This window comes from Bradyrhizobium sp. NAS80.1, from assembly GCF_001908205.1.
Lineage (GTDB): Bacteria > Pseudomonadota > Alphaproteobacteria > Rhizobiales > Xanthobacteraceae > Bradyrhizobium.
The window spans coordinates 1-25,914 of the sequence record NZ_LGHL01000104.1 but is presented as its reverse complement, the minus strand read 5'-3'; the positions used below and the strand labels follow the sequence as shown (position 1 = coordinate 25,914).

Here is a 25,914-nt window from a genome sequence, read left to right as displayed (position 1 = left end):
ATCGTATTTTTGAGTGAAGCGAACGGGCACAACCTCAGGGTTGTGCCCGTTCCGCTTTCTCGGCTAGCCTCACGCACCGATCTTCCCCTCGCAAATTGGTGCGCAATGGACACGTGGCTACGCTCCGCGATCGACTACATCGGCTCCTGGATCGAATTCCAGCAGACGACAATCCAACAGCCGGGCGTCATCGTCGCATTCGCCCATCGCGGCGAGGTCGTTGCCGAGCATGCGTTCGGCCTCGCCAATCTCGACACCGGCGAGAAGCTCACCCCGCGCCACCGTTTCCGCATCGCCTCGCACTCCAAGAGCTTTACCGCAGCCGGCGTCATGAAGCTGCGCGAGCAGCGCAAGCTCCGGCTCGACGACCCGATCGGTCAATATGTCCGCGGCCTGCATCCGCGCGTCGCCGAAACGACGATTGCACAAGTGCTCTCGCACAGCGCAGGGCTGACGCGCGATGGCGCAGACTCCGGCCAGTTCATCGACAGCCGTCCCTATCTCAACGCCAAGGAGCTGCTCGCGGAATTGAAGCTGCCGACCGCGATCGAACCCGGCACGCGCTTCAAATACTCCAATCACGGTTTTGCACTGATCGGTCTCGTGATCGAAGCCGTGACGAAGGAGCCCTACACCGTTTGGATCAAGCGCGAGATCATCGAACCCGCGGGCCTGCGCGAGACCGAGCCGAATGCGCCGCTTGCCAAGGGCACGCCGTTCGCGCGCGGCCACACGCGAAAGCTGCCGCTGGGCGAGCGATGCGTCGTCCCCGGCGACAATCTCGCCTATGCCATGGCATCGGCCGCAGGCTTCGTTGCGACCGCCGGCGATACGGCTCGCTTCTTCTCGCAGCTTGCGCCCAACGCAAGGAAGAGCGTGCTGTCGGTCGCGAGCCGCCGCGAGATGACGCGAAACCATTGGCGCATCCCGCAAAGCTTCGAGGGCTATTACGGTTTGGGCGTCAGCGCCGGCAAAACCGACGGCTGGGACTGGTTCGGCCATGGTGGCGGTTTCCAGGGCTACATCTCCCGGACCTGCTCCATCCCCGGGTGCGAGCTTGCGATCAGCATCCTCAGCAACTCCATCGACGGCGCAGCGCCGTTGTGGATGGACGGCGCGATGCAGATCCTGCGCGTCTTCCAGACCCGCGGCGCACCCGACCGGCGCGTGCGCGACTGGACCGGCCGCTGGTGGACGATCTGGGGCGCAACGGACCTCGTGCCGGTCGGCAACCGGGTGCTCGTCGCTAATCCCCAGTTCAACAACCCGTTCATGGATGCCGCCGAGATCGAGGTCACCGGCCGCGACACCGGCAAGCTCGCCTGGGCCGCCGGCTACTCCAGTCATGGCGAGCCGGTGCGCCGCGTCCGCGACAAGCGCGGCAAGGTCAGCGACATCTGGCTCGCGGGCGCTAATATCAAGCCTGCGAGCGTCGTGACGCGCGAGATCGCGCGGCGCTACCCACCGCGCAAGCGGCGCCCTACTCCCTGATGAGCGCCTCGACCTCACCGCGGAACGCCTGCCGCGAGCCGTCGTGCGAATAGAACATATGGCCGCCGGGATAGACGACGAATTTCACCCGCTGCGTCGCAAAAGCCGGCAACTGGTCGAGCACCCGCTTCGTTCCGAAATAGGGCGTGGCGAGATCGAACAGGCCATGCCCGACCAGCACGTTCAGCTTTGCGTCGGTCGCAAGAATCTGGCGCAGATCCGACACCGACTGCGGCGGATTGATGCCCCGGCCGAAATCCCAGTGGCCTTCGACAGCCCCGTTCAGGACCTCATAGGAGCCGTCGGGCCGCCAGTTGAGCTTGCGCGTCAGGACATCGACCGCGGCACTCGTCAACGGCGCCTGGAGCGCATCGCCTGAAGGATCGCCGAAGCGCGAACTGCTTGAATCCGGATATGGGTCGAACCCGCGCACGGAAGCATCGTAGCGTCCCGTCACCATGCCGTTCTTGCGGTCGAACTCGCGGCGGAATTCGCCGACGTCAAAGCGGCCGGCGAGCCTGCGGCTCACCGCCTGGTCGATGCCGGTGAGCTCGGCGACCTTGTCGGCAAGCCGGTTGGCCGCCTCCCTGTCGGCCGCGCCCTTGACGAGGTCGGTCAGGAATTCACCTCGCGCGTAGGCCTCGACGTCGGCGAGATCGGCGCGCGTGACCGGTCCCTTGGCTTCGCGCGCCACCGCCACATAGCTCGGCAGCGTCGCGACATATTGCAGGAGGCTCGTGCCGGTGAACTCGCGGAAATCGAGCAGCGGCGACACCAGGATCAATCCCCTGACGCCGACGCCATGCTGGACCTGCAACTGACGCACGACCTTCGGTCCGCGGATGCCGCCATAGCTTTCGCCGGCCACGTATTTCGGCGAGACCAACCTGTCGTGCTTCTCGAGCCAGCGGCGGATCACGAGCGCGATCGAGTTGGCGTCACCATCGACAGAATAGAAGCGCTTGCGCGCGTCTTCGCCGCTGGTGACAAAACGGCTGTAGCCGGTGCTGACGGGATCGATGAAGACGAGATCGGTGAAATCGAGCCACGTCTCCGCGTTGGGCTTCACCTCGGGTGAAGCCGACGGCGACAGGGCTTCGCCGTGGAGCGGCAGCCGCCACGGCCCAACTGCGCCGAACTGGAGCCACGCCGAGGACGCGCCGGGCCCGCCGTTGAACAGGAACGTGACCGGGCGCGTGGCGCGGTCGGCACCGTCGAGCTCATAGGAGGTATAGGCGATGTCGACCAGCGGCTCTCCCTTGTCGTCGAACACGCGGATCGAGCCGGCGGTCGCACCGAAAGCAAGCGTCCGGCCGGGCAGATCGAGCGTGTGTTTCGTGGTCGAATCCGGCGGCAGACGGTGCGGCTCGGCCGCCGATGGTGACGTCGGCGCTGCGTTCTGTGCATTGCCGCTGCGCCCACCCTTTTGTCCGGTTGGCGCCGCCGCCTCAGAGCGCGGCTGCGGCGGATCGTCCGCGCGTGCAAATCCTGCGAGCGCGAAAGCCGACACCGCCAGCACCAGGGTCGCGCGGCGAAGCGCCGGCAAACTCTTGACCATAATCGTTCTCCCTGCCTGGCTATGAGAGCCGACGTTGACCGAAAGGCTAGCGCGGAATTACGACGGTTTGGGGGATCACAAAGTCCGGCAGCGCCTCAACAGGCCGATCGGGCTCAAATCGCCCCGGTTTTGTCCTGAATCGGGATCGGTCGTCGCCCGTTTGCTTTGACGGGCGGTCATCCTCGACAATGGAGGCCCATGTCGTATAGACGAGCCCGGCGGAACTTTCTCAAGCCAGCGGCCTGCCCGGAAGCCATGAACAAGCCATCGCGATACGACCGGATCGCCTTCGTCGCCAGCCCGAGCAGCGAGGCGCAGATCGCCTTCGGCCAGCTCACCAGGGATTATGGCAATTGCGACCCGAAGGAAGCCGACGTCGTGGTCGCGCTCGGCGGCGACGGACTGATGCTCCAGACGCTGCACCAGAACATGCACACGGGAAAGCCGATCTACGGCATGCACCGCGGCACGGTCGGCTTCCTGATGAACGAATACTCGACGCACGACCTGCGCGCGCGGCTGGAGGCGGCGCATGAATCCGAGATCAACCCGCTCCTGATGCGGGCGACCGACGTCAACGACCGCGTCCACCTGCACCACGCCATCAACGAGGTCGCCCTGTTTCGGCAGACCTACCAGGCGGCGCGCCTGCGGATCCTGATCGACGAGCGCGAGCGCATGCCCGAGCTGATCGCCGACGGCATCATGGTGGCGACGCCGGCCGGCTCGACCGCCTATAATCTGTCCGCGCAGGGACCGATCCTGCCGATCAACGCCGCCCTGCTGGCGCTGACGCCGATAAGCGCCTTCCGCCCCCGCCGCTGGCGCGGCGCGCTCCTGCCCAACACAGCCTACGTCGTGATCGAGGTGCTCGAGGGCGACAAGCGTCCGGTGGCGGCGGTCGCCGACCACGACGAAGTGCGCGACGTCCGCCGCGTCGAGGTCCTCTCCGACAAGACCATTTCGATGCGCATGCTGTTCGATCCCGGCCACAGCCTGGAAGAGCGCATCCTGCGCGAGCAGTTCGGCTACTGAGCCTAGGCGCAGATCACTGGCCGCAAGGCTCAAGCGATTCCAGGCCTGTCGCCATTGCGGGATCCCCGAGCAGATTGAAGTCCCTGACGACCGGAACGAAGCCCTTCGTCTCCGACGTCATCAGGTAGATCGTGACAAGCAGCGACGCCTGCGGCGCCGCATCCGCGCGGCAAAACTCCTTGGCTGCCACGCCGAGCCCCATCGACCCGCGCTTGCCATTCCTCCCCTGCTCGACCATCGACGCGCGCAGCGCCTCGAAGCGCGTCGCATCGGCCGGCGACAAGCGATAGGCGTAGATTGAAAAGCCCCGCGGCGGCGCCGGCAAGTCGACGCGATCTCGCGTTTGGCTCATCTCCGTCATGGCGAAGCTCGTCTTGGCCTCCGCCTCCCCCGCCAATTTGGTGACGACGTCGAGCTTGACGCCGCCCGAACGCGGCCGCAGCGCATCGGGCAGTTGCACGGCGACGCGCAGCATCGACAGATCCGTCGTCTTGGCATCGATGCGCGCCAGCGGCGGGATCGATGTCAGCGGCACCGAGCCGCAACCGGCAAGCATGAGCACAGCCGCGCTCGCAACAACGCGCGCAAGGCGGTTCATCGCAGGCTTCTCCAAGCTAAACTTGAAAGGGAATTGGCTAGGCCGATTTCCGGCCGGCCGCGCGATGCTCTAACGCGTCGTCGGCGTTACCCGGGACGTATTCGAGGATATCGCCGGGCTGGCAATCGAGCACGGCACAGATTCGCTCCAGCGTGTCGAAGCGGATGCCGCGCACCTTGCCCGACTTCAGCAGGGAGACGTTCGCCTCCGTGAGCTCGATGCGCGCCGCAAGTTCGCGCGACCTGATCTTGCGCCTGGCGAGCATGACGTCGAGATTGACGATGATCGGCATGGTCAGATGATCTCGCTGTTCTCGTGCCACGCGCGGACCGCATCGACCATCACGGTCGCGAACGCGACGAGTGCGAGGCCGCTCAGCACCGACAGCACATGCGACTGCTCGATCCCGAACATGACCACGATCTGGCCGGGCTGGTTGGCCCGCGTCAGGTTGATCGTGGTGAGCATCTGCACCAGCGGCGAGATCAACGCGTTGACGATCAGCGCGAGGCCCATCCGGCGGATACGCCAGGCATTGTCGGTCACAAAGACCTCGCCGCGCGCGAAACGGGCGAACAGCATCGAGAGCTGCAACAATGCGTAGATGACGGGCGCAAGGCCGATCACGCTGATCAGCGCGCCTATGACGCGCGTGCTGGGATTGAGCGTGAATGGCCGTGCTCCGAGCGGGGACTGTGTAGCGATCCAGTGCCGAAGCACCTCGTCGCTCGACCAGAGCAGCGGCACCGCAAGAACCGCGCCTGCGATGCAGACGAGCGAGCCGAAGGCCACGACCCGTCCGATGCGCCGCAACCGGCTCGGCTCGACCGGTGCAGGATAAGGAAACGCGATGACGCTCATCAGATGATGCTCCCGTCCAATTGAATATTTTTATTGTTTCACGATAAAAAATGGCAAAATTACGATATACAAATGCTTCCTCTTCGGACGGTTGCCAAACGCGGCGGCAACCCTTCGTTAACTCCCGTCGCGATATGGTTAACGAAGGTTGACCGCTTTGGCCCGGGCGTCATGTTCCGCATCGATTTCAACAAGCTGCGCTTCCTCGTCTGCGACGACAATCCGCACATGCGCCGCATCCTCCGGACGCTGCTGCACTCTTTCGGCGCGCGCGAAGTCTACGAGGCCGAGGACGGCGCGACCGCGCTCGAAATGTACAGCCATTATGTGCCCGACATCGTCATCACCGACTGGGCGATGCCGATCTTCGACGGGCTCGAACTCGCTCAGATGATCCGGCAGCCGGAATCCAAGGGCAACCCTTACGCGCCGATCATCATGCTGACCGGCCATTCCGAGAAGCGCCGCGTCACAGTCGCGCGCGACGCCGGCGTCACCGAATTCCTGGCCAAACCGATCTCGGCCAAGGGGCTGTATCAGCGCATCCTCAACGTGGTCGCCAATCCCCGCCCCTTCATCAAGACCAAGACCTATTTCGGTCCGGACCGGCGCCGCAACACCAACTCGGCCTATATGGGTCCCGAGCGCCGCGTCGGCGAAAAGCACGAGGTGCTCCAGCAGCCCTCGCTGCTCGACAAGGCCCGCTCCTCCATCTAGCGCAACGTCTGACACGATCGCGGCAGGTATCATGGCGAAGAACAGCGCAAGGGACATCGAGGTCACGGCCTTCGCCACGCATCAAATCATCACGCAGCCCAACCCGCTGCGCAAGGTGCTGCGCCGGGTCGAAGAGAAGGACATGGACGATCCGATCGGCCGCGCCGAGCAGGCTCTGGCCGGCCTCTCCGGTGAGTTCAAGGACTGGATGACAACCGAGGTCAACCGGCTGTCGGCCGCCTACGTCGCCATCCGCAATGACGGCTTCACCAAGGACAGGCGCGACGAGCTGTTCCGCGCTGCGCACGACATCAAGGGCGACGCCGCAACGTTCGGCTATCCGGCAGCGGCGGGAATCGCCGAGAGCCTGTGCCGCGTCATCGAGCACGCGCCGGATCTTGAGAGAGTGCCGGCGGAGCTGTTCACGCATCACATCAACGCCATCCTCGCCATCGTGCACGAAAACACCAAGCTCGACAGCATCAGCGTCTCCGCCGAGCTGAGCCGCCGCCTGCGCAAGGTCGCCGACGAATATCTCACCCACGTCAACCGCGACCGCCCCGAGCATCTCGAGATGATCCTGGCGCCAAGCATTGTGCCGGGGGAGTAGTTCTCCTCTCGTCATGCGAGCGCAGCGAAGCAATCCAGACTGTTGCCGCGGATAGACTCTAGATTGCTTCGCTGCGCTCGCATGACGGAGTTTTTTTGGCGTCGAGCCTGCTTATCGACACGATCAGAATTCGTAGGGTGGGTTAGCGCAGCGTAACCCACCACTCTTCTGTCAGCCCGGAAAGCAAAGAGGTGGGTTACGCCTTCGGCTAACCCACCCTACGGCATCTCGTTACGCCGCGATCAGATCGTCGTAAACCGGATCGATCGCCTCATCCGCGACGAGTTCGTCGCAGAACAGCCGCGCCTCCTCGCGCGCGGACTCGGTGGCGAAGCGGCGGAGCAGGACCATCAGCGGCCCGGTGGCGCCGCGGTCGGTCTCGCAATGGGTGAGCACGCGCTCAACCATGCGCCGGCGGAGCCGCGCCGCACCGTCGTCGCTGTCGACAAAACCTTGTTCGTGGCAGGCATCGAGCGCGACCTGGAACGCCGCAAACGTCGCCTCGGGCAGCCCGGCGCGGCGCAGCAGCGCGTGCAGGCTTGCCCCGCCGCGATCGTGCAGCAGCGCGGTGACGCGCGCGAGCGGCAGATCGGCCAGTTCGGCCAGCGCGGCGTCGAACAATTCGAGATTGCTGGACAACAGCGCACGCAGGATCAGGCCCGCGGTGAGCTGGCCCGTGACGCGCAAATGATGCACCAGGCCCTGCATGTCCTCGCCGCGCGAGCGCGACGCGATGTTCATGGTCGAACGGTCGCGCGCCTCGGTGGTGATGCGGTCGGCGCGGTCCGCACTCAGCCAGTTCCGGGCCACGACGAATTGCGCCAGGGTCTCCGAGAGTTTTGCCACCAGCGCGGCTCGCGTTGCGGCCGGCAGATCCTCCAGCACCAGCATCGCCTCGCGGATCGCGGCGAGATGGCCGTGACGCTCGACGATGCGATTCCAGGAGAACGGGGCGAGCTCGGCGTAGGGATTTTCGATCAGCTCCAGCGCTGCCGCCGCGTAACCGACTTCGGCGATGGCGGCGCAGACCGATACCGGCAGCGCGATGCGACGGGCGACCGCACACTGCACCTCGTCATTACCGGTCGCGACGATGTCGACAAGATCGGCGTCGATCAGCAGCGGAGAATGTTCGAGCACGGGCAGCGCGACGGTCGGCTGGTCCGCCGACAGCGCCCGGACGATCGATGCCGGCGCTTCGGTGCTGCGCGCAAACGCCTCGGCCATCGCCTGCCGCACCAGCGGCGAGGGATCGTCGAGCAGCATCAGAAGCGCGCCTTCGGCGGCGGTGCGGTCGTCATGGGAAAGGTCTGAGATCAGCCAGGCCCGCGCCAATGCCCGCGTTGCCTCCGCCCGCTCGCCAGCGGGCGCCGTCCTGATCCAATTGATGAACTGCCGAACGATCATGGTGCTTCCGGCTTACGCAACCCGACGAAATAGTGACGGCTTGTCACCTGCAACACAAAATAAACCACGACGCTTAACAAAGCGTTCACCATAACTGGCTGGTTTTATTGACGTTTTGTTAAGGGAACAAAGCCACCCTCGCCGCGTGCCCCGGACGCAGCGCAGCACGTGAGTGATGCGCTGCTGAGCCGGGGCCCATATTTTGGAGGGGAGTTCGAGCGGCATGGGTCCCGGCTCTGCGCAGCAGCGCTGGCGCGCTGCAGCGCGTCCGGGACACGAGACTTCGACTAGCTCGAGTATGCGCCGCTGCGATCGCTGAAGAGATCGAGCGGTTGCGGCGGACGCACGTCAGGCGTTGCTGATGCGACCGACGTCAGCGAGGCATTGTTGCCCCACAATTTCTGCACGGTGGCCGAGACCGGCTGCGTGGCATCGCCGGGCTGGTAGATGGAGCGGAATGCCGGCGTGGTCGGGGCACTGTCCGCAACCGTCGTTGGCGATGTCGCACTCACCGGCGTCACGCCGCGCGTATCCGGAAAGGTCTGGAGGTAGGCGGCATTGTCGATCACCGGAGCGGTGGGCTGCATGCCGTTGGCGCTCGCAACCTGCGTCGTCGACGGTGTGTCGCCATACATCGCGATCGCACTGCGGGTTACCTTCGAATTTGCCGCGCTGGCGTAGCGCGCGTCCAGCACCGAATAGACCTCGGAGACGCTGCGGGCGCGGCCGTCGGCGCCGTAGAAGATCGAGCGATTGGAGGACGCCGCATTGGGGAACAGCCGCGCGCCGACCGCTTGCGGATTGTCCTCCGCATTGGCGATCAATTTTGCGGCGCCGCCGATGCCCATGAAATGCGCCATGTAGAGTTCGCTGTCAGACGGCCTGCGCCCGAGCAGACCGGTGAGCTTGAAGCTGTTAGACAGCGTCAGCGCTGCCGCCATACTCGAGGCAGCCTCGGGGTCGTCGCGCAGCTTCATGATCGACCGCTTCATCACGGGATCGTCGACGGTGTAGGTGCCGGACGAAGTCCTGGTGATGGCGGCGGCATAGTTGCCATAGCCGAGCTGGGTGCCCGCCTCCTTCACGGTGCCGAGCCAGGTCTGGTCGATGAACTGGTAGAGCCCGTGTGCGGACGACGTGGTGGCTTCGGCTGTCGGATCGAAATCCGATTCCATCTTGGCGGTGGTCAGCATGTATTGGAAGCTGACGCCGGTCCGGTTCGAGACCTGCTTGATCGCGCCGGCGACGCGTGCCCGCGACGGATCGAGAACCGCCGTCTGAGAGGCACTGGAATTGTCGACCGACATGATGGAGTGCCCGCCCCGCGCGGCGTTGAGCGACGCCGGCAATCCGGCGCCATGTCGTCTCACCGTGGGACAGGTATGGTTAATGCGGGGTTAATTTGGCGGCTTCCGTCATTCCGGGGCATCGCGAAGCGATGAGCCCGGGATCCATTGAGCCGCGCGAGATGCCGTATGATGGATTCCGGGCTCGCGCTGCGCGCGCCCGGGAATGACAGCGAGCTACTTCTTATAAACAGCGTCCGGATCGAACAGCCTGTCCGCATCGACGAAGACAAGCTTCGAACCGCTGCTGTCAGCCTCGACCTTGCGGTAGAAGCAGGACCGGCGGCCGGTGTGGCAGGCGGCGCCGATCTGCTCGACACGAATCCAGACCGCATCCTGGTCGCAATCTGTACGCATCTCGACCACGCGCTGGGTCTGACCCGAGGTCTCACCTTTTCGCCACAACGCATTGCGCGAGCGGCTGAAGTACCAGGCCTCGCCCGTCGCAATCGTCTTGCGCAGCGCCTCGTCGTTCATATGCGCGACCATGAGCACGTCGCCGGTGGCGACGTCCGTCGCCACGCAGGTCACGAGCCCGGCGGCGTCGAACCGGGGCTGGAAGGAAAGCCCTTCCTCGATCTCATGGGAGTGGGCGGACACACGAACCTCGCCAGTTAACTCGCGAGGTCAGCGCTGCAGGCCTCGCACCAGGGACAGGAAACGGGCCTGCTCCGCCGGATTGTCGCGGAACATGCCGGTGAAACGGCTGGTGAACGTAGAGGCGCCATGCTTGGCGACACCGCGCACCGACATGCAGGTATGCTCCGCCTCGATCAGCACGGCAACGCCACGGGGCTTGAGGATTTCGTCGATGGCGGCGGCGATCTGCGCGGTCAGGTGCTCCTGGGTCTGGAGCCTGCGGGCGAAGATGTCGGTCAGGCGGGCTAGCTTGGACAGGCCGACGACACGCTCCACCGGCGTATAGGCGATGTGCGCCTTGCCGTAGAACGGCATCATGTGGTGCTCGCACTGCGAGGTGAACTCGATGTCGCGCACCAGCACGAAATCGTCATAGCCGGCGGTCTCGCCGAAGGTGCGGTCGAGCACCTCGGCCGGGCACTGGTGGTAGCCCTGATAGAGCTCGTCGAAGGCTTCGACCACGCGGCGCGGCGTGTCGAGCAGCCCCTCACGCTCGGTGTTCTCGCCGATATAGGCGAGCAGCGTCCTCACCGCCTGCTCGGCCTCGGCGCGCGCCGGGCGCAGCTGGTCGGCGCGGACGGCGACCGCCAGGAATTCGGCAGGATCAAGCTCCGCCGGGCGGCTCTCGAGCTGCTTGTCGGAAGTCTTGTTGGGGCGGATGGATTTAATCGTAGCGTCCATGTCTACTCCGTTCGACGGCCTTGCGGCCGGAGTGTCACCGGCAGACGGGGCGGCCAAGCCGCCGGACGCCTGAAGAGAACAGTTTTGGCGAAAAAAGGCGCCTAGGTCAAAACGCCGGCAGCGCAGATCTGGATCACGGCCGCCGCATCGCTGGACTGTTTTTCCGCCAGTTCCGCCCCTATATAGGACCGTGGACGGCGCCCGCCAAGGCCGATCCCGCCCGGAAGTGCTGGACTCCATCACATGCTGAACGACATCTATAACAAGCGGATCATCGAACTGGCCGGGAATATTCCGCGCCTCGGACGGCTGTCGGACGCAGATGCCAGCGCGACCGCCCACTCCAAGCTGTGTGGCTCGACGGTGAAGGTCGACCTCAAGATGAGTGGGGACACCGTCACCGACTTCGCGCATGACGTGAAGGCCTGCGCGCTGGGACAAGCCTCTTCATCCATCATGGCAAGTCACGTTGTCGGATCGACTGCGAGCGAACTCCGTGAGTTACGCGAAACCGTTCGCAAGATGCTCAAGGAGAACGGGGCGCCTCCTGAAGGTAAGTGGGAAGAGATCAAATTCCTCGAGCCGGTCCGTGACTACAAGGCACGGCATGCCTCGACGCTCCTGACCTTCGATGCTGTGGTCGATGCCATTGGTCAGATCGAAGCGAAGGCCAAGCAGCCGGCCGCGGCGCAGGGCTGATCCCTCGCCGTCATTCCGGGTTGGCGCCGACGCGCGCCCCGGAACGCCCTTCAAAGAATGGCTGTTACTTCGGCGGACTCGCGCTCGGCGCCGCGCCCGTCGGCACCATGGCTTCCGCCGTCTTGGTCGACCTGGCTGGTTGCTGCTGCTCGGGTTCCGCGCCGAACCGCGCCTGCGTCTTCGGTGCAAGCTCCGCCATCGCCGGCGCCGTGACGTCCACATGCGGCAGCACGTCAGCCACCAGATCGGTTGTCACGAGGTTGGTGAGCTTCAGCTCCCCGGTGTCCAGCTCGTGCAGGTCTTCCCAAGGCGGCACGCTGAGTGCGAGCGAGAGCAAGTCGCCGGCGCCGCCCATGTCGAACGTGTATTTGGCGAGCCGGCCGATATCGCGTTCCACGATCATCAGGTCCTGCGCGCTGTAGCTCGCCGCCTTCGCATCGTCGGCCCGATCGCCCATCCAGATCTGGTGAACCCGGACATGAGCGGCGTCCGGCACATAACGCTTCTTGCCGGCCAGCAGCAGGAAAACGCACATGGATTCGCAATAGGCTTCGGGCGCGACCGCTGGGCGGGCACTCTGCCCGCCGCGATTCTGCAGGCTGATGCCGACGGTGGTCAGAAGGCCGAGATTGCGGAAGCGCCGGCCGAGCGTGATCGCGTCGTTGACGGAACCGCCGCTGGAGTCGAGCACCACAGTGGCGCCGCCAAGCTGGCGTCCCCGCGCAAAATCCTCGAAATCCTTCGGCGTATCGGAGGTGATGATGCCGACCGCGCTGACCCAGCCGCGGCAGTTCGGCTCGCACGCAACCCAGCCGAACTTCATCGGCAGCTTGCGCTCTTCCAGGGCACCACCGGCTCGGGCCGACGACCCAAAGGTCGCAACGGCGCCAGCCAGCGCGACTCCACAGGCAGCGGTTCCCACCAGCAGCCAGCCGCGAAGATTGAGCGACTTCAGACGTTTCAAACTGGTCCCTTCCCCAAGCCCCAAGGTGATCAGGCAAGCCCCGTTTTGCGTTCCACAAGTCTACACATGGACGTCACAAAAATGGTATCCGGGGGAATACAGATCGTCCATAGGTACTTGCTGCACTGCTCCCAAAAAGCATGCAAAATATGGCGCACAAACAATACCTTGCTGTTCCCTGCGCCGGAACCGTGCACACCTCGCCTAAGATCGCAGCAAAGCGCACATGAAGCATTCAGCCTGCGAGCATTGTTCCACTTCCGTCGAGGGCGCGCTCCGTCTCCCGCGCAGATTTGGCCGCGCGCTGATCTGGCTCTACCGCCACACGCTCTCGCCGCTTGTGGGCTACAATTGCCGGCACCTGCCGACCTGCTCCGTCTATGGCGACGAGGCGATCGAACGGTTCGGACTTTGGGCCGGCGGCTGGATGACGCTGGCGCGTCTGCTTCGCTGCAATCCCTTCGGCACATCAGGCATCGACAACGTGCCCCTCGCCACACCGCAAGGCGCATGCTGGTATCTGCCTTGGCGCTACGGTCGGTGGCGCGGCGTCAACGCTCCCTAAAGCGCGATGCTCTTGTTTGTTTGCGCATGATCTCATCGCAAACGCGTTCCGCGTTTGTCGCGAGGCAAAACCGCTGCACACTTTTCCGGATCATGTCTCGCGTTTGCTGCGGTGCTTTGCGCATCGCTGCCCTGAGCGGAACCTTAAACTTTCTCCTCGCGTTGTTGTGATGCTCCTACGGGAGGAAACAACAATGCGCTGGAAAATCAGCCCTCATTTTCACTTCAGGCCTGGTTCAAATCTTAGCTCCAGGGGGCACCACGACCCCAGAACCGTCGACCTGCTCGCGATCATCGCCCTGCTGGCGATCGCGGTCGGCTCCGGCTGGTATCTGGCATCGAGCCTCGCCACCCCGCCAAGCACGACGGGGTTCATCGTGCCGAGCCAGAGCGTGCACTGGTAGCTAGCGAAACCAGAAGAAACGTCCGAACGGCGAAGGGACCGGTTCGGGCGGACGCGGCCGCTTCGGGCGCGGTGGTCTTGGCGGCGGCTCGGCGGATGAGGTGGCCTCCGCCGTCGGCACGGTCTCGGTCCCCGGCACCTTCACCGACAGCAGCAAATTCGACTCGTGCATCCGCCAGCGATAGCCGACGCCGAAATCGATCGGCTGGGCGCGCGTGAACAGTTCGGCGTAGCGCTCCTGGTATCGGCCGGGGAATTCGTCGATCGGTCCGAGATAGCGGCCGAACGGGAAGAACCGCCATTGCCGCGAATTGTAGTTTGCGAGCGGAATGCCGGAATCATCCTGGATGATGGTCGCGCTGTTGGCGAGCAGCCAGTCGCGGGCGACGGTGAAGTTTCCGGAGTGCAGCAGATAGGACGCGCTCTTGATCAGGCTGTTGCCGGGGCCGAGCGTCTCACTGAACTTCAGGAAGCCAGTCGCGCGCGCACTGGGATTGGAGAGATCTGTCGAGAAATAGTACAGCGTGCGTGCCTCACCGTCGCTGCCGGCAAAGATGATGCGGACGCCGCGCGTCGCGTTCCGTCCTGGATCGTCGTTCCCGACGTGCATCCCGCCCTGGGCGTCGAGCGCGACCGCCTCGACGTTGCGGATCGTCTTGCCGGACCGCGCGAGGAAGACATAGAGGATCGGCAAGGTGCCGTTGACCTGGTTGGCGTGCAGGTCAACCTTCATGTGCTTGGTGATGAAGAAGGAGAAGCTCAGGATCGAGCCGAGCGAACGCTCGACATTGTAGAGCGCGGTACCGACCGAACCGTGCGACAGCCGCGTCAGGTCGGGCACGGCTCCAACCGGCTCGAGCGCACCGAGCACGTAGGTGCTGGCGTTGGGATAGAAGGCGTTGGCGTAGAGGAAGTCCGGGCCGCTGAACATGTAGAACATGGTTGGCCTCGGCGCGGCCAGATTGACGTCGGCCCAGGCGCGGATCTTCGAGAGCTGCCGCTGCTCGAGCTGGGCGAGGGCGCCGTCGAAGAATTTTGCATGACGCTGCCAGCCCGGGTCCTTGGTGAGCGGCACCAGCGGCGAATCCGCCGAAGGCTGCATGCCCGCAAGGAACCGCGCCGTGTCGTCGAAGGTGACGTCGGCGGCATGCGCGGACGAGACGACCGCAGCCAGCAGGGCAAGAGCGACGGCCGCAATTTTCATGGGTCGAAACATGTCTATTCGCGATGTGATGAAGTGCCAGCGGCGACCGGCCGCCTGCGGAAAACAGCATAAATCAGCAGGCCCGAGAGCATGACGAGCATCCCCGAGAGCGACTGCACCGGCCGCTCGGTCAACAGGTAGTACATCATGAACGCGGTCACGAGCAGGAAAACCAGCGGCGTGAAAGGGTATCCCCAGGCGCGATAGGGTCGCGGCAGGTCGGGATCGGTAATGCGCAGCTTGATGACACCAAGCACGGTGAAGAAGGAGCAGAACAGCAGCGCAAACTGGATGAAGTCGAGCACCGCCTCGAAGCTGCGCGTGAACAGCAGCAGGTTGGCGACGGCAAGCTGAAACAGGATGGCATAGGCCGGCGCGCCGCTCACCGATCTCGTCGAGAACACGCGCAGGACCGGAATGTCCTCTCCCATCGTCATCATCACGCGCGGGCCGATCCACATCATCGCGCTGATCGAGGAGATCAGGCCGACGCAGATCATCGCGCCGACGATCCGGCCGCCGACGCCGCCGAAGATGGCAGTACCGGCGACGCTGGCGACGTCGAGCTGGCCGGCCAGCGCACTCACCGGCGTGGAATACAGAAACACAGCGTTCAGCGCGACGTACAGGACGAGCACGATCAGCGTGCCCGCGAGCAGCGCGCGCGGCAGGCTGCGCTGCGGCGTGTTCATCTCGCCAATGATGTAGGTCGCGGCATTCCAGCCCGAGAACGAGTACATCACGAAGACGAGGCCGATCGCGAAAGGCGCGCTGACAATGTGCGCCAGGTCACCTGCTTGCGGCGTGAAGGTGATCTGCTGCGGCACGCCGATGACGAAGCCGGCGACCAGGAAGGCGACGATCAGCACGACCTTCAGGATGGTCGAGATCAGCTGGAAGGTCGAGGAGTGCCTGACGCCAGTCAGCTGCACGAGCGAGACCAGCCACACCACGCCGATGGCAAGTGGGATCGGGGGCAGATCGGGGACAACGGATTTGGCGTATTCGCCGAAGGCCATCGCGGCGAGCGCGACGGGCGCTGCGAAGCCCACCGTCGCCGAGACCCAACCGGCGAGAAAGCCGAAGGCAGGATGATAGGCGCGGCCAAGGAAATTGTACTCGCCGCTCGAGCGCGGAAACATCGCACCGAGCTCGCTATAAGAGAACACTCCGCACAGCGCGACGATGCCGCCGACGGTCCACAGCAAGAGGATCGAGAAGCCGGACGGGATGTCCTTGACCTGGAAGCCGAGGCTGGTGAAGACGCCGACCCCGATCATGTCGGCTACGACGATGGCGGTCGCGACCAGAGCGGAGACCCCGGGCCCGCTCCCGGTCAGCCCGCCAGTGCAAGACGCGGTACCCGCATCAGATGCCGTCATCGGGTCCTTAACCTCAGGCGTCACGCTTCATTGGAAGTCAATTCAAGCAGTGTTAACAAGGGTTAAATGAGGCAGACGATATAGGTATTAAAGCACCGTTTATGCATGCTCTTGGGCAGTAAACCCCGCGAACACGGGAGAATCCCATTTCCCCTTCCCACAATCAGGACACGATTGCATGGTCCCTTTAAGCAATCCGGATGTGGGGAAGTTTCTCCGGACGCTTAACGTCACCTAAACGCCAGTCGGCTCAATTGTCTCAAGGATTGCCGATAGGCTTGTGGACATGACTTGGGGTCATGGGTGGATGGTCGGGGCCGTTCCGAACGTGAGAGCTGACATTCGTGCCGATCGGACGCCGTCCGGTGCGCGCGGTCGCGCGCTCCGGATCGGCCTGACCTTGGTGCCGCTGTCGCTCACGCTGGTTCAATGCGGCAGGGCGCCGGGCCCGGCGGCGCTCGCGACGAACTCGCAGGCCAATGTCCAGGTGGTCGCCAAGACCAATGCGCAAGCGACCAATCCGCAAGTGACCAATCAGCAAGTGGCAAGTGGCGACACGTTCGAGGATCGCTTCCCCGCCCCGCAATTCACGGAACGTTTCCCCTCGGCGAGCGAAAGTTTCCTGCAGCGGCAGATGTCGGACTTCTCGCCCAAGCGCGCCGTACAGCAGCAGCCTCCGCCGGAACAGGCCCCCTACAAGGTGGCCTCGCTCGAGCCGCAGGTCCCCTCCAAGCGTCCGGCACGTGAAGACCTGACGACGCTCGTCAGCATGAAGTCGTCCGCCTTCCCCTATTTCGGCAACAACCCCGCCTCCGACGCACCGTTCCTCAACATCTCCAAGGGCGACCGGCGCGGCCACCGCAGCTACTCGGGCCGCGTGTTCTGGCAGGACGAGACCTACAATGACAGTCGCGTGCTGGTGCACGTGCCCGAGCATTTCGATGTGCGCAAGTCAGGCGTGATCGTGGTGTTCTTCCATGGCAATGGCGCCACGCTCGAGCGCGACGTGCGCGACCGGCAACTGGTGCCGAAGCAAATCACCGATTCCGGCGCCAACGCCGTTCTGCTTGCGCCGCAGATGGCCGTCGATGCCGCCGATTCCAGCGCCGGCAAGTTCTGGCAGCCGGGCGGCCTCAAGCGCTTCATGGAGGAGTCGGCCAATCACCTCGCTCGCCTGACCGGCGATCCCAATAGCGCGCACGCCTTCGCCAACATGCCGATCGTGATCGTCGGCTATAGCGGCGGCTTCCTGCCGACGGCCTGGAGCCTCGAGGTCGGCGGCGTCAGCGACCGCGTTCGCGGCGTCGTGCTGCTGGACGCTGTCTATGGCGAGCTCGACAAGTTCGCTTCCTGGATCGAGAGCCATCGCACCGGCATCTTCGTCAGCTCCTACACCCACTACACCGCGCGCCGCGACCGCGAGCTGATGAGCACGCTGCGGCGGAAGGGCATCGGAGTCTCCGAGGACATGGATGGGCCGTTGCGGCCCGGCAGCGTGGTATTCGTCGAAACCGGCGACGGCATCACACATCGTGACTATGTGACGCGCGCCTGGACGCGGGATCCGCTCAAGGATGTGCTAGTGAAGATGTCGGCGACACCGTCGCTGGCGCTGACGCGCGTTGCATCCACCAATCCGTCGGCATCGAGCCGCTAGAGCTGATATTACGCGAGCCGGGATTTGGCCGCGCTGCCGGCAACGACGATCCGTCCTTCAAGGCGCTGTTCGGGATCGACCGGATCACGCTGACGCTCACCGGCCGGGAGGACGTCGACACGGCCGAATTCGAACGCGCCGCGCGCCAAGTGCCGGGCGTTGCCTTCAGAGCGGTGCTGAGCCGGATCGCCGACTAGCCGTCCGGCCTTCGAACCTCAGGTTTTGGGCAGCTTCGGAATGCTCTCGGCAAAGCCGTTGAAGCAGGCCAGCCGTTCGTCCTCTTCCTTGAGGAAGCGGCAATCGGCGACACCCTTGGCCTTCGGCGGCTTCGGCTTCGGCGTCGGCGGAATCACCGCGTCGTAGCAATTGAGACGGTCCTTGGTGCCGTCATCGAGGTCGAGGCAGGCCTGGAGCCGAACCGCGATCGATTGCGGCTTGCCCTTCGGCGCCGCGGCCGGCTTGGCCGCTGCCTCTTTGGTCCCCTTCGGCTTCACCTGCACCAACGGTTTGTCCCCGACCATCGGCGGCTTGTCGGTTTGCGCAAACGCGGAGGCTGAATAGAGCACCGCGGCAACCGCCAGAATCATCCTCATTTGAGTTCGCTCTCTTTGGTCCCCATGCCTCGCTTCTAGCGCTCTCCCGCGCGGTTTGCCAAGCGCCTTGCGCACAGGAAAACGCTGGCTTCAGGCTAGCGCAGCAGCCGGCCGGGCCGGGTCAGGATCACCGCCTGGACGACGAATCCGGAGGACGGAGGTGTTGAGCGCGACGGTCGCCGACCCAAGCGGCGGCGCGGCCGCGGCCAAGCCGCACGCAGGTGCAGGTAGAACGAGCCTGTGGCCACTTAAACGGCACGGACCGAAATAGTTGGTGCCCTGTCCCGGCTTTTGCGCGCCATTTTCTTGGAAATGCCGGATTGCACAGGCCGAATCGCCTGATATATCGCTCGTTCCCGCTTACCTGCGCTCGTTCGCAGGAGTGAGCCTCAGGAGAAAAGCAATGTCCGACCAGCCCAAGTCTGAATCCGGCTTCCAATATTCCCTCAGCAACCTGAAGCCCGTGACCCCCTCCCCCAAAGTCACTCTCACCTTCCCCGACGGCGCCCAGCGCCAGTTCGACCAGAGCATCACCGGCCTCGAGATCGCCAAGGGCATCTCGCCGTCGCTTGCCAAGCGCACGGTGGCAATGGCGCTGGATGGCGAGGTCACAGATCTCAACGACCCGATCGAGACCGATGCGAAGATCGAGTTCGTCAACCGCGACGATCCCCGCGCGCTCGAGCTGATCCGCCACGACTGCGCGCACGTGCTCGCGGAGGCCGTGCAATCGCTGTGGCCGGGCACCCAGGTCACCATCGGCCCCGTGATCGAGAACGGCTTCTACTACGACTTCTTCCGCAACGAGCCGTTCACGCCGGACGACTTTGCCGCGATCGAGAAGAAGATGCGCGAGATCATCGCGCGCGACAAACCCTTCACCAAGGAAGTCTGGGATCGCGAGAAGACCAAGCAGGTGTTCCGCGACAAGGGCGAGGCCTTCAAGGTCGAGCTGGTCGACGCCATCCCCGGCAACGAGCCAATCAAGATCTACTACCAGGGCGACTGGTTCGATCTCTGCCGCGGCCCGCACATGACCTCGACCGGCAAGGTTGGCAACGCCTTCAAACTGATGAAGGTGGCAGGCGCCTATTGGCGCGGCGACTCGAACAACCCGATGCTGACCCGCATCTACGGCACCGCCTTCGCCAAGCAGGAGGACCTCGACGCTTACCTCAAGCAGATCGAGGAAGCCGAGAAGCGCGACCATCGCAAGCTCGGGCGCGAGCTCGACCTCTTCCATTTCCAGGAGGAAGGTCCGGGCGTCGTGTTCTGGCACTCGAAGGGCTGGACCATCTTCCAGCAGCTGATCGCCTATATGCGGCGCCGCCTGACCGGCGACTACAGCGAGGTCAACGCACCGCAGATCCTCGACAAGGTGCTGTGGGAGACCTCGGGCCATTGGGGCTGGTATCGCGAGAACATGTTCGCGGCGCAGTCGGCCGGCGACGAGGCCGAGGACAAGCGCTGCTTCGCGCTGAAGCCGATGAACTGCCCCGGTCACGTCCAGATCTTCAAGCACGGCCTGAAGAGCTACCGCGACCTGCCCTTGCGCCTTGCCGAGTTCGGCGTGGTGCACCGTTATGAGCCGTCCGGCGCCATGCACGGATTGATGCGGGTGCGCGGCTTCACCCAGGACGATGCGCACATCTTCTGCACTGAGGACCAGCTCGCGGACGAGTGCCTGAAGATCAACGATCTCATCCTGTCGACCTATGCGGATTTCGGCTTCACCGGCGATCTCACCGTGAAGCTGTCGACCCGGCCGGAAAAGCGCGTCGGCACGGATGAGATGTGGGATCACGCCGAGCGCGTGATGGCGACGGTGCTGCGCGAGATCCAGTCGCAGAACAATCACATCAAGACCGAGATCAATCCCGGCGAAGGCGCGTTCTACGGGCCGAAGTTCGAATATGTGCTGCGCGATGCCATCGGCCGCGACTGGCAGTGCGGCACCACGCAGGTCGACTTCAACCTGCCGGAGCGGTTCGGCGCGTTCTACATCGACCATGACGGCGGCAAGAAACCGCCGGTGATGGTGCATCGCGCGATCTGCGGCTCGATGGAGCGCTACATCGGCATCCTGATCGAGCACTATGCCGGCAACTTCCCGCTCTGGCTCTCGCCGGTGCAGGCGGTGGTCACGACCATCACCTCGGAAGGCGACGAATACGCCAAGCAGGTCCTGGAGCAGGCACGGCGCGCCGGGCTGCGGGTCGAGATCGACCTGCGCAACGAGAAGATCAACTACAAGGTCCGCGAGCACTCGCTGGCCAAGATCCCGGCACTGCTCGTGGTCGGCAAGAAGGAGGCCGAGACGCATTCGGTCTCCGTCCGCCGGCTCGGCAGCGACGGCCAGACGGTGATGACGACAGCGGAGGCGATCGCCGCCCTGGTCGACGAAGCGACCCCGCCGGATGTCCGCCGGGCCCGTGGCACCGTCTGAATCCTGAAATCGATCTAAACCCGCTTTCGGTTGCGGGCGTGCATGCTTATCTAGGCATGGCACGCCCGACGACCAGCCGAAGAGGATATCGCAGTGCCCGACGCCATCGAACTCCTGAGGACCCGCCGCTCGGTCAAGCCGCGTGAGATGACCGGGCCCGGCCCCTCCCCGGCCGAGCTCGAGACGATCCTCACCATCGGTGTGCGCGTGCCGGACCACGGCAAGCTCGCGCCCTGGCGCTTCATCATTTTCGAGGGCGATGCGCGCCAGCGCGCCGGCGAGGTGATCGCGAAGGTTTTTGCCCGCAAGAATCCCGGCGCGCCGGCGGCCGACATTGAGACCGAACGTAAGCGCCTCACAGATGCGCCGCTGGTGATCGGCATCGTCAGCTTCACCAGACCGCATCCGAAGGTGCCGGCCTTCGAGCAGGAATTGTCGGCGGGCGCCAGCGCCATGAACATCGTCACGGCCGCGACCGCGCTCGGTTACGGCGCCTGCTGGCTGACCGGCTGGTTCGCCTTCGATCGCGACGTGCTGGACGGGCTCGGCCTCAAGCCGGACGAGAAACTCGCCGGCTTCATCCATATTGGCAAGCCGACCAGGCCGAGCGAGGACCGCCCGCGACCGTTCCTTTCGGAAATCGTGACGCGATTTTAAAACGAAGTCTTGTTGACGCCCCGAACGTCTTGCGGCTTTGTTCCCGGCGAGGGAGGAAGCCCGGAATGAAGCGTCGTGAATTTCTGGTCGGGGCCGCGCTGCTGGCCGGCACGATGGTGCGAAGCCGCGCCGCCGGCGTCCCCGCCCCGTCGTCCGACAAACTCGAACGCATCACGGCGTATTTTGACAACGAGGTGACGAGCGGCCGGCTGCCGGGCGCCGTGATCCTGGTCCAGCAGCACGGCAAACCGGTCTATCTGAAGACCTTCGGCGTGCGCGACACCAGGACGGGCCTCGCCATGACGCCCGATACGATCTTTGCCATCCACTCGATGACCAAGCCGATCACGTGTCTTGGTGCGATGATGCTGATCGACGAGGGCAAGCTTGCGCTCAACGACCCTGTCTCGAAATACATCCCTCTCTTTGCCGGCACCAAGGTGGGCATCGAGATCACCAAGCCGGACGGCAAACATGAGCTCGACCTCGTGCCGCCGGTCCGCCCCGTCAACATCGAGGACCTGCTGCGACACACGTCGGGCATCAGCTACGACTATATCGGCGCCCCATGGGTCGAGCAGGTTTACTCGGCCGCCAATATTTTCGAGGGGCCATTCAATAACAGACAATTTGCCGACCGCATCGCCAAGCTGCCGCTCACGCGTCAGCCCGGGACGCTGTGGCGCTACGGCCATTCCACCGACGTGCTCGGCGCCATCATCGAGATCATCTCGGGACAGACACTGTACGAATTCCTGAAGCAGCGCATCCTCGATCCGCTCGGCATGAGCAGCACCAAATTCGTGCTCAAGACTCCGGAGGAGCGCGCGCGGATGGCGCGGCCGCTACCGAACGACCCGGTCCTGCTCGCCGGCGAGCGCGACCGCCTCGCCCATCCAGAATGGGAGTCGGGCGGCGGCGGGCTGCTCTCGACCATCACCGACTACCAGCGCTTCGCGCAGATGCTGCTCAATGGCGGCGAGTTCGAGGGCAAGCGTTACTTGAGCCCTGCGGCCTTCAAGGCCATGACGACCGATCACATCGGCCCAGGCTCCGGCGTCGGACGTGATTACTTCTATTTCCCGGGTGACGGCTTCGGCTATGGCTACGGCCTTGCGGTGCGCACCGATCCCGGCAATGCCAAGCCACCCCCACCCGGCTCGCTCGGCGAGTTGAAATGGGACAGTGGCAGCGGCACCTATTTCGGCGTCGATCCCAAGCTCGATATGGTCTACCTCATGATGCAGCAGACCCAGAACGAGCGCAGCCGCATCACGCCCGCCTACAAGGCGCTGGTCTACGACTGCTACCCGCCGGAGCTACGCCGCCCGTGAGGCGCGCTCGCCGAAATCGGCGAGCAGCTTTGCGATCTCGGCAGCGGGCCGCGCAGCGCTGAACAAAAACCCCTGCACCTCGTTGCAGCCTTCGGCGCGCAACCAGTCGAGCTGATCCTCGGTCTCGACGCCTTCCGCAGTCGTGGTGATGTTGAGGCTGCGGCCCAGACCCGAGATCGCACGCACGATCGCGCCGCAATCGAGCCGCTGCGCCAGATCCTTCACGAAGGAACGGTCAATCTTGATCTTGTCGAAGGGGAAGCTGCGGAGATAGCTGAGGCTGGAATAGCCCGTGCCGAAATCATCCATGGAGATGCCGACACCGAGCCCGCGCAGCTGATGCAGGATCGCGAGATTGGCGTCGGTCTCGGCCAGGAAGATCGACTCGGTGATCTCGAGCTCGAGCCGCTTCGGCGACAGGCCGGACTGCGCCAGCGCGGAGATCACGATCTGAACCAGATTCCGGCTGCGGAATTGCGCCGGCGACAGGTTGACCGCGACCTTGACCTCGGCGGGCCATTTCACAGCCTCGGCACAGGCCTCGCGCAACACCCACTCGCCGAGCTGAGAGATCAGGCCGATGTCTTCGGCGACCGGAATGAATTCCGCCGGCGAGATCATGCCCTTGTCCGGGTGACACCAGCGCAGCAGCGACTCGAAGCCGGAGATGCGGTCGGAGGCGATTGACACCAGCGGCTGGTAGTGCAGCTCGAACTCGCCATTGGCGAAGGCGCGACGCAGATCGAGCTCCATGTCGCGGCGCTTCTGCGCCTGGAGATCCATCTCGCGCTCGAAGAAATGGTGCACGCCACCACCGTCGGACTTCGCCCGGTACAACGCCATGTCGGCATTGCGCATCAACTCTTCCGACGTCGTGCCATCACCCGGCGACAGCGCGATGCCGATGCTGGCGCCGATCACCATCTCCTGGCCGTCGAGCTCATAGGGCGCCTTCAGCATGTCGATCAGCAACGTCGCGCAGGCGCTGGCCTCGTTCGGCGAGACGTCGGCTACCAGAATCACGGCGAACTCGTCGCCCCCGAGCCGGGCCGCCAGGTTGGCGCCGCGGACCGCGGTGGTCAGACGTTCGGCAACTTCCTTCAACAGGCGGTCGCCCACCGGGTGCCCGAAGGAATCGTTGATGTTCTTGAACAGGTCGAGATCGATGTAGAGCACGCCGACCCGCTTGCCGCCGGCCTGATCGAGCGCCTGCTTCAGGCGATCCTGGAAATATTCGCGGTTCGGCAGGTCGGTGAGCCCGTCATGGTGCGCCATGTAGGCGATCCGCGCCTCGGCCTTGCGCCGCTCGGTGATGTCGGCCACCGCGACCAGATAGCCGTCGCGATCGTCGAAACTGACGCGGCGACCGAAGGTGAGTACCTCGATCTCGCTGCCGTCAGCACGCAGATGCCGCCAGTTGCGCGAGGATTGATAGGTGTCGCCGACACGTTCCAGCGCATCGGCATGGCTATCCCACTCGTCCTCGGGCCAGATCTCGTGCAGCTTCATGCGCAGGAAGGCGGCACGGCTGTAACCGTAGTGCTGGACCGCGGCGTCGTTAACACTGAGGAACTGCTTTGTCTCGGCGTCGAACACCCACATCGGCATCGGGTTGTTGTCGAACAGCAAGCGGAACGAGGCATCTCGCCGCTTCAACGCGGTGACATCCGAGATCGTGAGCGAGACCACGTCGGCGAAGGCGGTGGCGCCCAGCCGGAGGTGCCGCCCGTCGTTCTCGATCTCGAGTTGCTCGCCGCGACCGCCCGAGACGGCCCTGAGCAGGAATTCCATGATCTCGGACGAGGCCAGCAGCGTGCTCCCCTCGCCGATCCGGCGCCACAGCAGGCTTCCGTTCGCGACCTTCAACAGCGTGCCCGCGCTCTTGTTGTGGTGCACGACCTGGAGATCGAACGGCTTGCCGTTTGCGTCGCGCAGCGTCGCCAGCGAAACCACGGCGTCATCGGTCGCGGAGAAGATCGCGTCGAGGAGATTATATTGCGCGCCGCGCTCGTTGACATAGGCACCGATCAGCGTGGCGCCCCAGCGCGAGGCGGTCGGCAGCGCCAGCAAATCGTAAGTCCTGACCATGCCGTCGCGCACGCAATGCGCGCTCGCCTGGTGCGGCCGTCCGTTCTCGAGCGCGCTCGCCACCGCTTCCGACAGCGCCGTCGCGCAATCGGGCGACAGTTCGGCGACGGGAATGTCCCAGCGTTCCTCGCCGAGCCATTTCTGCACGTAGCGTCCGCTGCGCGACAGTTCGAGTGCGCCGTCGCCCTTGAGCAGCGCGATGTGATCGGCGAGCCGTCCGAGGCTGCCGAGCATCACGTCCTCGTAGCGCGGCAGCCGTTCGCCCGGCTTCAACGCCGCTCGCCATTTGCGCCGAAGCACCGGGATGTCGTCAAACATTTCGGTGGCCGGTTTTCCCGACGCTTTCTTCGCGGCACTCATTGCAGTCCCCAACGCACTTTCCCCGCGCATCCAATGCAGCCGGGCTTAATGGCGTGTAAAAAGGACGCAGGCGCGGGTTCCATTGGGCGATTATGACAGCTTTAAGTCGGGTGTTGGTTAGCGTGCGTTAGAGACTATGACGGTTGTGCAAAGGCGCATCTCTCGTGTCCCGGACGCGCTGCAACGCGCGAGCGTTGCTGCGCAGAGCCGGGACCCAGAATGGCACGGAGATCGCTGCGGCATGGGCCCCGGCTCTGCAGCGCACCGCCGAAGAGGCGCTGCGCTGCGTCCAGGGCACGAGACCTTGTTCGACATCGACACAACTGCTAATCCTCGCGGCTTGTCTCGCCCGAGCTTTGCTTCATCTCTTCACCCTCAATGAAAGAGGGTGCAGGGAAGCAATCCAGGGTCTTTCCGCGGATCTATTTCTGGATTGCTTCGCTGCGCTCGCAATGACGGAGTGTGGGGTAACGGCATCCGCCCCTCTCGTGTCCCGGACGCAGTGCGGCACGTAGTGACGCTCCGCAGAGCCGGCAACTGTTATGTTGACCTGGTCTGTAGGTACGGCTTCCTGTCGCGCATAATGGCGTTGAGGACCGTCAACAGCTTCCTGGCGACGG

Annotated in this window: 25 protein-coding genes; 11 read left to right on the top strand and 14 right to left on the bottom strand. The window is 64.4% G+C overall.

All coding sequences use genetic code 11. The features are described 5' to 3' along the window. The first annotated feature begins 105 nt into the window (after positions 1-105). Complete coding sequence (locus AC629_RS22865; protein ID WP_084807227.1) at positions 106-1,491, top strand: serine hydrolase domain-containing protein; 1,386 nt, start codon at positions 106-108, stop codon at positions 1,489-1,491. Here AC629_RS22865 and AC629_RS22860 read toward each other — a convergent pair. Then, positions 1,481-3,049 (bottom strand): S10 family peptidase, encoded by a 1,569-nt coding sequence (locus tag AC629_RS22860; protein WP_084807226.1) that lies wholly within the window; start codon positions 3,047-3,049, stop codon positions 1,481-1,483. The two genes, AC629_RS22865 and AC629_RS22860, sit on opposite strands and share 11 nt — an antisense overlap. A gap of 255 nt (positions 3,050-3,304) precedes the next feature. On the opposite strand from AC629_RS22860, the gene AC629_RS22855 reads away from it, so the two are divergent. After that, positions 3,305-4,084, top strand: a complete 780-nt coding sequence (locus AC629_RS22855) for an NAD kinase (protein ID WP_084807225.1) — start codon at positions 3,305-3,307, stop codon at positions 4,082-4,084. Between the two features lie 13 nt (positions 4,085-4,097). Here the strand turns inward: AC629_RS22855 and AC629_RS22850 are convergent, their stop codons facing one another. Genes AC629_RS22850 through AC629_RS22840 form a run of 3 tightly spaced genes read right to left on the bottom strand, consistent with a single transcriptional unit; the run spans position 4,098 to position 5,543 of the window. Further along, entirely contained in the window at positions 4,098-4,682 is a 585-nt protein-coding gene (locus AC629_RS22850; protein ID WP_084807247.1) for a hypothetical protein, read from the bottom strand. A 37-nt stretch (positions 4,683-4,719) separates the two neighbouring features. After that, the gene (locus AC629_RS22845; RefSeq protein WP_084807224.1) at positions 4,720-4,974 is read right to left on the bottom strand and encodes a helix-turn-helix domain-containing protein; all 255 of its coding nucleotides are present in this window, start codon (positions 4,972-4,974) and stop codon (positions 4,720-4,722) included. Positions 4,975-4,976: 2 nt separating this feature from the next. Continuing rightward, positions 4,977-5,543 carry a DUF2975 domain-containing protein gene (locus AC629_RS22840; RefSeq protein ID WP_084807223.1) on the bottom strand — a complete coding sequence of 189 codons (567 nt, stop codon included), beginning with the start codon at positions 5,541-5,543 and terminating at the stop codon, positions 4,977-4,979. 171 nt (positions 5,544-5,714) lie between these two features. On the opposite strand from AC629_RS22840, the gene AC629_RS22835 reads away from it, so the two are divergent. Both AC629_RS22835 and AC629_RS22830 read left to right on the top strand, forming a co-directional pair. Then, positions 5,715-6,260 carry a response regulator gene (locus tag AC629_RS22835; protein ID WP_008549760.1) on the top strand — a complete coding sequence of 182 codons (546 nt, stop codon included), beginning with the start codon at positions 5,715-5,717 and terminating at the stop codon, positions 6,258-6,260. A gap of 31 nt (positions 6,261-6,291) precedes the next feature. Then, positions 6,292-6,870 carry an Hpt domain-containing protein gene (locus tag AC629_RS22830; RefSeq protein WP_084807222.1) on the top strand — a complete coding sequence of 193 codons (579 nt, stop codon included), beginning with the start codon at positions 6,292-6,294 and terminating at the stop codon, positions 6,868-6,870. A gap of 231 nt (positions 6,871-7,101) precedes the next feature. On the opposite strand, the gene AC629_RS22825 is transcribed toward AC629_RS22830, so the two are convergent. From AC629_RS22825 to folE, 4 genes are all read right to left on the bottom strand, one after another. Next, positions 7,102-8,277: a DUF2336 domain-containing protein gene (locus AC629_RS22825; RefSeq protein ID WP_084807221.1), complete on the bottom strand. Its 1,176-nt coding sequence runs from the start codon at positions 8,275-8,277 to the stop codon at positions 7,102-7,104. Positions 8,278-8,564: 287 nt separating this feature from the next. Beyond that, positions 8,565-9,626 carry a transglycosylase gene (locus tag AC629_RS22820; protein ID WP_084807220.1) on the bottom strand — a complete coding sequence of 354 codons (1,062 nt, stop codon included), beginning with the start codon at positions 9,624-9,626 and terminating at the stop codon, positions 8,565-8,567. A gap of 174 nt (positions 9,627-9,800) precedes the next feature. After that, positions 9,801-10,223 carry a phosphoribosyl-AMP cyclohydrolase gene (gene hisI, locus AC629_RS22815; RefSeq protein WP_084807219.1) on the bottom strand — a complete coding sequence of 141 codons (423 nt, stop codon included), beginning with the start codon at positions 10,221-10,223 and terminating at the stop codon, positions 9,801-9,803. Between the two features lie 27 nt (positions 10,224-10,250). Then, entirely contained in the window at positions 10,251-10,943 is a 693-nt protein-coding gene (gene folE / locus AC629_RS22810) for a GTP cyclohydrolase I FolE (RefSeq protein ID WP_084807218.1), read from the bottom strand. Positions 10,944-11,186: 243 nt separating this feature from the next. Here folE and AC629_RS22805 point away from each other — a divergent pair, with 243 nt between their 5' ends. After that, the gene (locus AC629_RS22805) at positions 11,187-11,642 is read left to right on the top strand and encodes an iron-sulfur cluster assembly scaffold protein (protein ID WP_084807217.1); all 456 of its coding nucleotides are present in this window, start codon (positions 11,187-11,189) and stop codon (positions 11,640-11,642) included. Between the two features lie 64 nt (positions 11,643-11,706). Here the strand turns inward: AC629_RS22805 and AC629_RS22800 are convergent, their stop codons facing one another. Then, positions 11,707-12,606: a COG3904 family protein gene (locus tag AC629_RS22800; RefSeq protein ID WP_084807216.1), complete on the bottom strand. Its 900-nt coding sequence runs from the start codon at positions 12,604-12,606 to the stop codon at positions 11,707-11,709. A gap of 226 nt (positions 12,607-12,832) precedes the next feature. On the opposite strand from AC629_RS22800, the gene yidD reads away from it, so the two are divergent. Together yidD and AC629_RS22790 are read left to right on the top strand one after the other, a co-directional pair. Further along, on the top strand, positions 12,833-13,171 hold the full coding sequence (yidD, locus tag AC629_RS22795; RefSeq protein ID WP_084807215.1) for a membrane protein insertion efficiency factor YidD: 339 nt from the start codon (positions 12,833-12,835) through the stop codon (positions 13,169-13,171). Positions 13,172-13,364: 193 nt separating this feature from the next. Beyond that, on the top strand, positions 13,365-13,574 hold the full coding sequence (locus tag AC629_RS22790; RefSeq protein ID WP_084807246.1) for a hypothetical protein: 210 nt from the start codon (positions 13,365-13,367) through the stop codon (positions 13,572-13,574). Here AC629_RS22790 and AC629_RS22785 read toward each other — a convergent pair whose 3' ends face one another. Both AC629_RS22785 and AC629_RS22780 read right to left on the bottom strand, forming a co-directional pair. Further along, positions 13,575-14,777, bottom strand: a complete 1,203-nt coding sequence (locus AC629_RS22785; protein ID WP_084807214.1) for a hypothetical protein — start codon at positions 14,775-14,777, stop codon at positions 13,575-13,577. Positions 14,778-14,791: 14 nt separating this feature from the next. Then, the gene (locus AC629_RS22780; protein ID WP_084807213.1) at positions 14,792-16,159 is read right to left on the bottom strand and encodes an APC family permease; all 1,368 of its coding nucleotides are present in this window, start codon (positions 16,157-16,159) and stop codon (positions 14,792-14,794) included. 307 nt (positions 16,160-16,466) lie between these two features. Between AC629_RS22780 and AC629_RS22775 the strand changes: the two genes are divergently transcribed. Next, positions 16,467-17,816 (top strand): alpha/beta hydrolase, encoded by a 1,350-nt coding sequence (locus AC629_RS22775; protein ID WP_084807212.1) that lies wholly within the window; start codon positions 16,467-16,469, stop codon positions 17,814-17,816. Between the two features lie 8 nt (positions 17,817-17,824). Here the strand turns inward: AC629_RS22775 and AC629_RS47020 are convergent, their stop codons facing one another. Together AC629_RS47020 and AC629_RS22770 are read right to left on the bottom strand one after the other, a co-directional pair. After that, positions 17,825-17,965 (bottom strand): hypothetical protein, encoded by a 141-nt coding sequence (locus AC629_RS47020; protein ID WP_168195565.1) that lies wholly within the window; start codon positions 17,963-17,965, stop codon positions 17,825-17,827. Positions 17,966-18,031: 66 nt separating this feature from the next. After that, positions 18,032-18,409 (bottom strand): hypothetical protein, encoded by a 378-nt coding sequence (locus tag AC629_RS22770; protein ID WP_084807211.1) that lies wholly within the window; start codon positions 18,407-18,409, stop codon positions 18,032-18,034. Positions 18,410-18,812: 403 nt separating this feature from the next. Here AC629_RS22770 and thrS point away from each other — a divergent pair, with 403 nt between their 5' ends. From thrS to AC629_RS22755, 3 genes are all read left to right on the top strand, one after another. Next, positions 18,813-20,855 (top strand): threonine--tRNA ligase, encoded by a 2,043-nt coding sequence (gene thrS / locus AC629_RS22765; protein WP_084807210.1) that lies wholly within the window; start codon positions 18,813-18,815, stop codon positions 20,853-20,855. A 93-nt stretch (positions 20,856-20,948) separates the two neighbouring features. After that, positions 20,949-21,512 carry a nitroreductase family protein gene (locus AC629_RS22760; RefSeq protein ID WP_084807209.1) on the top strand — a complete coding sequence of 188 codons (564 nt, stop codon included), beginning with the start codon at positions 20,949-20,951 and terminating at the stop codon, positions 21,510-21,512. Between the two features lie 65 nt (positions 21,513-21,577). After that, positions 21,578-22,846, top strand: coding sequence for a serine hydrolase domain-containing protein (locus AC629_RS22755; protein ID WP_084807208.1), 1,269 nt, complete (start codon positions 21,578-21,580; stop codon positions 22,844-22,846). Here AC629_RS22755 and AC629_RS22750 read toward each other — a convergent pair. Beyond that, a complete protein-coding gene (locus AC629_RS22750; RefSeq protein ID WP_084807207.1) occupies positions 22,832-25,294 on the bottom strand; it encodes a putative bifunctional diguanylate cyclase/phosphodiesterase in 2,463 nt (820 codons plus the stop codon). The genes AC629_RS22755 and AC629_RS22750 overlap by 15 nt on opposite strands. Between the last annotated feature and the right edge of the window lie 620 nt (positions 25,295-25,914).

Coding starts and splice junctions, on each gene's coding strand:
- AC629_RS22865 (WP_084807227.1), top strand. CDS start 106: ATGGACACGTGGCTACGCTCCGCGATCGACTACATCGGCTCCTGGATC.
- AC629_RS22860 (WP_084807226.1), bottom strand. CDS start 3,049: ATGGTCAAGAGTTTGCCGGCGCTTCGCCGCGCGACCCTGGTGCTGGCG.
- AC629_RS22855 (WP_084807225.1), top strand. CDS start 3,305: ATGAACAAGCCATCGCGATACGACCGGATCGCCTTCGTCGCCAGCCCG.
- AC629_RS22850 (WP_084807247.1), bottom strand. CDS start 4,682: ATGAACCGCCTTGCGCGCGTTGTTGCGAGCGCGGCTGTGCTCATGCTT.
- AC629_RS22845 (WP_084807224.1), bottom strand. CDS start 4,974: ATGCCGATCATCGTCAATCTCGACGTCATGCTCGCCAGGCGCAAGATC.
- AC629_RS22840 (WP_084807223.1), bottom strand. CDS start 5,543: ATGAGCGTCATCGCGTTTCCTTATCCTGCACCGGTCGAGCCGAGCCGG.
- AC629_RS22835 (WP_008549760.1), top strand. CDS start 5,715: ATGTTCCGCATCGATTTCAACAAGCTGCGCTTCCTCGTCTGCGACGAC.
- AC629_RS22830 (WP_084807222.1), top strand. CDS start 6,292: ATGGCGAAGAACAGCGCAAGGGACATCGAGGTCACGGCCTTCGCCACG.
- AC629_RS22825 (WP_084807221.1), bottom strand. CDS start 8,277: ATGATCGTTCGGCAGTTCATCAATTGGATCAGGACGGCGCCCGCTGGC.
- folE (WP_084807218.1), bottom strand. CDS start 10,943: ATGGACGCTACGATTAAATCCATCCGCCCCAACAAGACTTCCGACAAG.
- AC629_RS22805 (WP_084807217.1), top strand. CDS start 11,187: ATGCTGAACGACATCTATAACAAGCGGATCATCGAACTGGCCGGGAAT.
- yidD (WP_084807215.1), top strand. CDS start 12,833: ATGAAGCATTCAGCCTGCGAGCATTGTTCCACTTCCGTCGAGGGCGCG.
- AC629_RS22790 (WP_084807246.1), top strand. CDS start 13,365: ATGCGCTGGAAAATCAGCCCTCATTTTCACTTCAGGCCTGGTTCAAAT.
- AC629_RS22785 (WP_084807214.1), bottom strand. CDS start 14,777: ATGAAAATTGCGGCCGTCGCTCTTGCCCTGCTGGCTGCGGTCGTCTCG.
- AC629_RS22780 (WP_084807213.1), bottom strand. CDS start 16,159: ATGACGGCATCTGATGCGGGTACCGCGTCTTGCACTGGCGGGCTGACC.
- AC629_RS22775 (WP_084807212.1), top strand. CDS start 16,467: ATGGTCGGGGCCGTTCCGAACGTGAGAGCTGACATTCGTGCCGATCGG.
- AC629_RS22770 (WP_084807211.1), bottom strand. CDS start 18,409: ATGAGGATGATTCTGGCGGTTGCCGCGGTGCTCTATTCAGCCTCCGCG.
- thrS (WP_084807210.1), top strand. CDS start 18,813: ATGTCCGACCAGCCCAAGTCTGAATCCGGCTTCCAATATTCCCTCAGC.
- AC629_RS22755 (WP_084807208.1), top strand. CDS start 21,578: ATGAAGCGTCGTGAATTTCTGGTCGGGGCCGCGCTGCTGGCCGGCACG.
- AC629_RS22750 (WP_084807207.1), bottom strand. CDS start 25,294: ATGAGTGCCGCGAAGAAAGCGTCGGGAAAACCGGCCACCGAAATGTTT.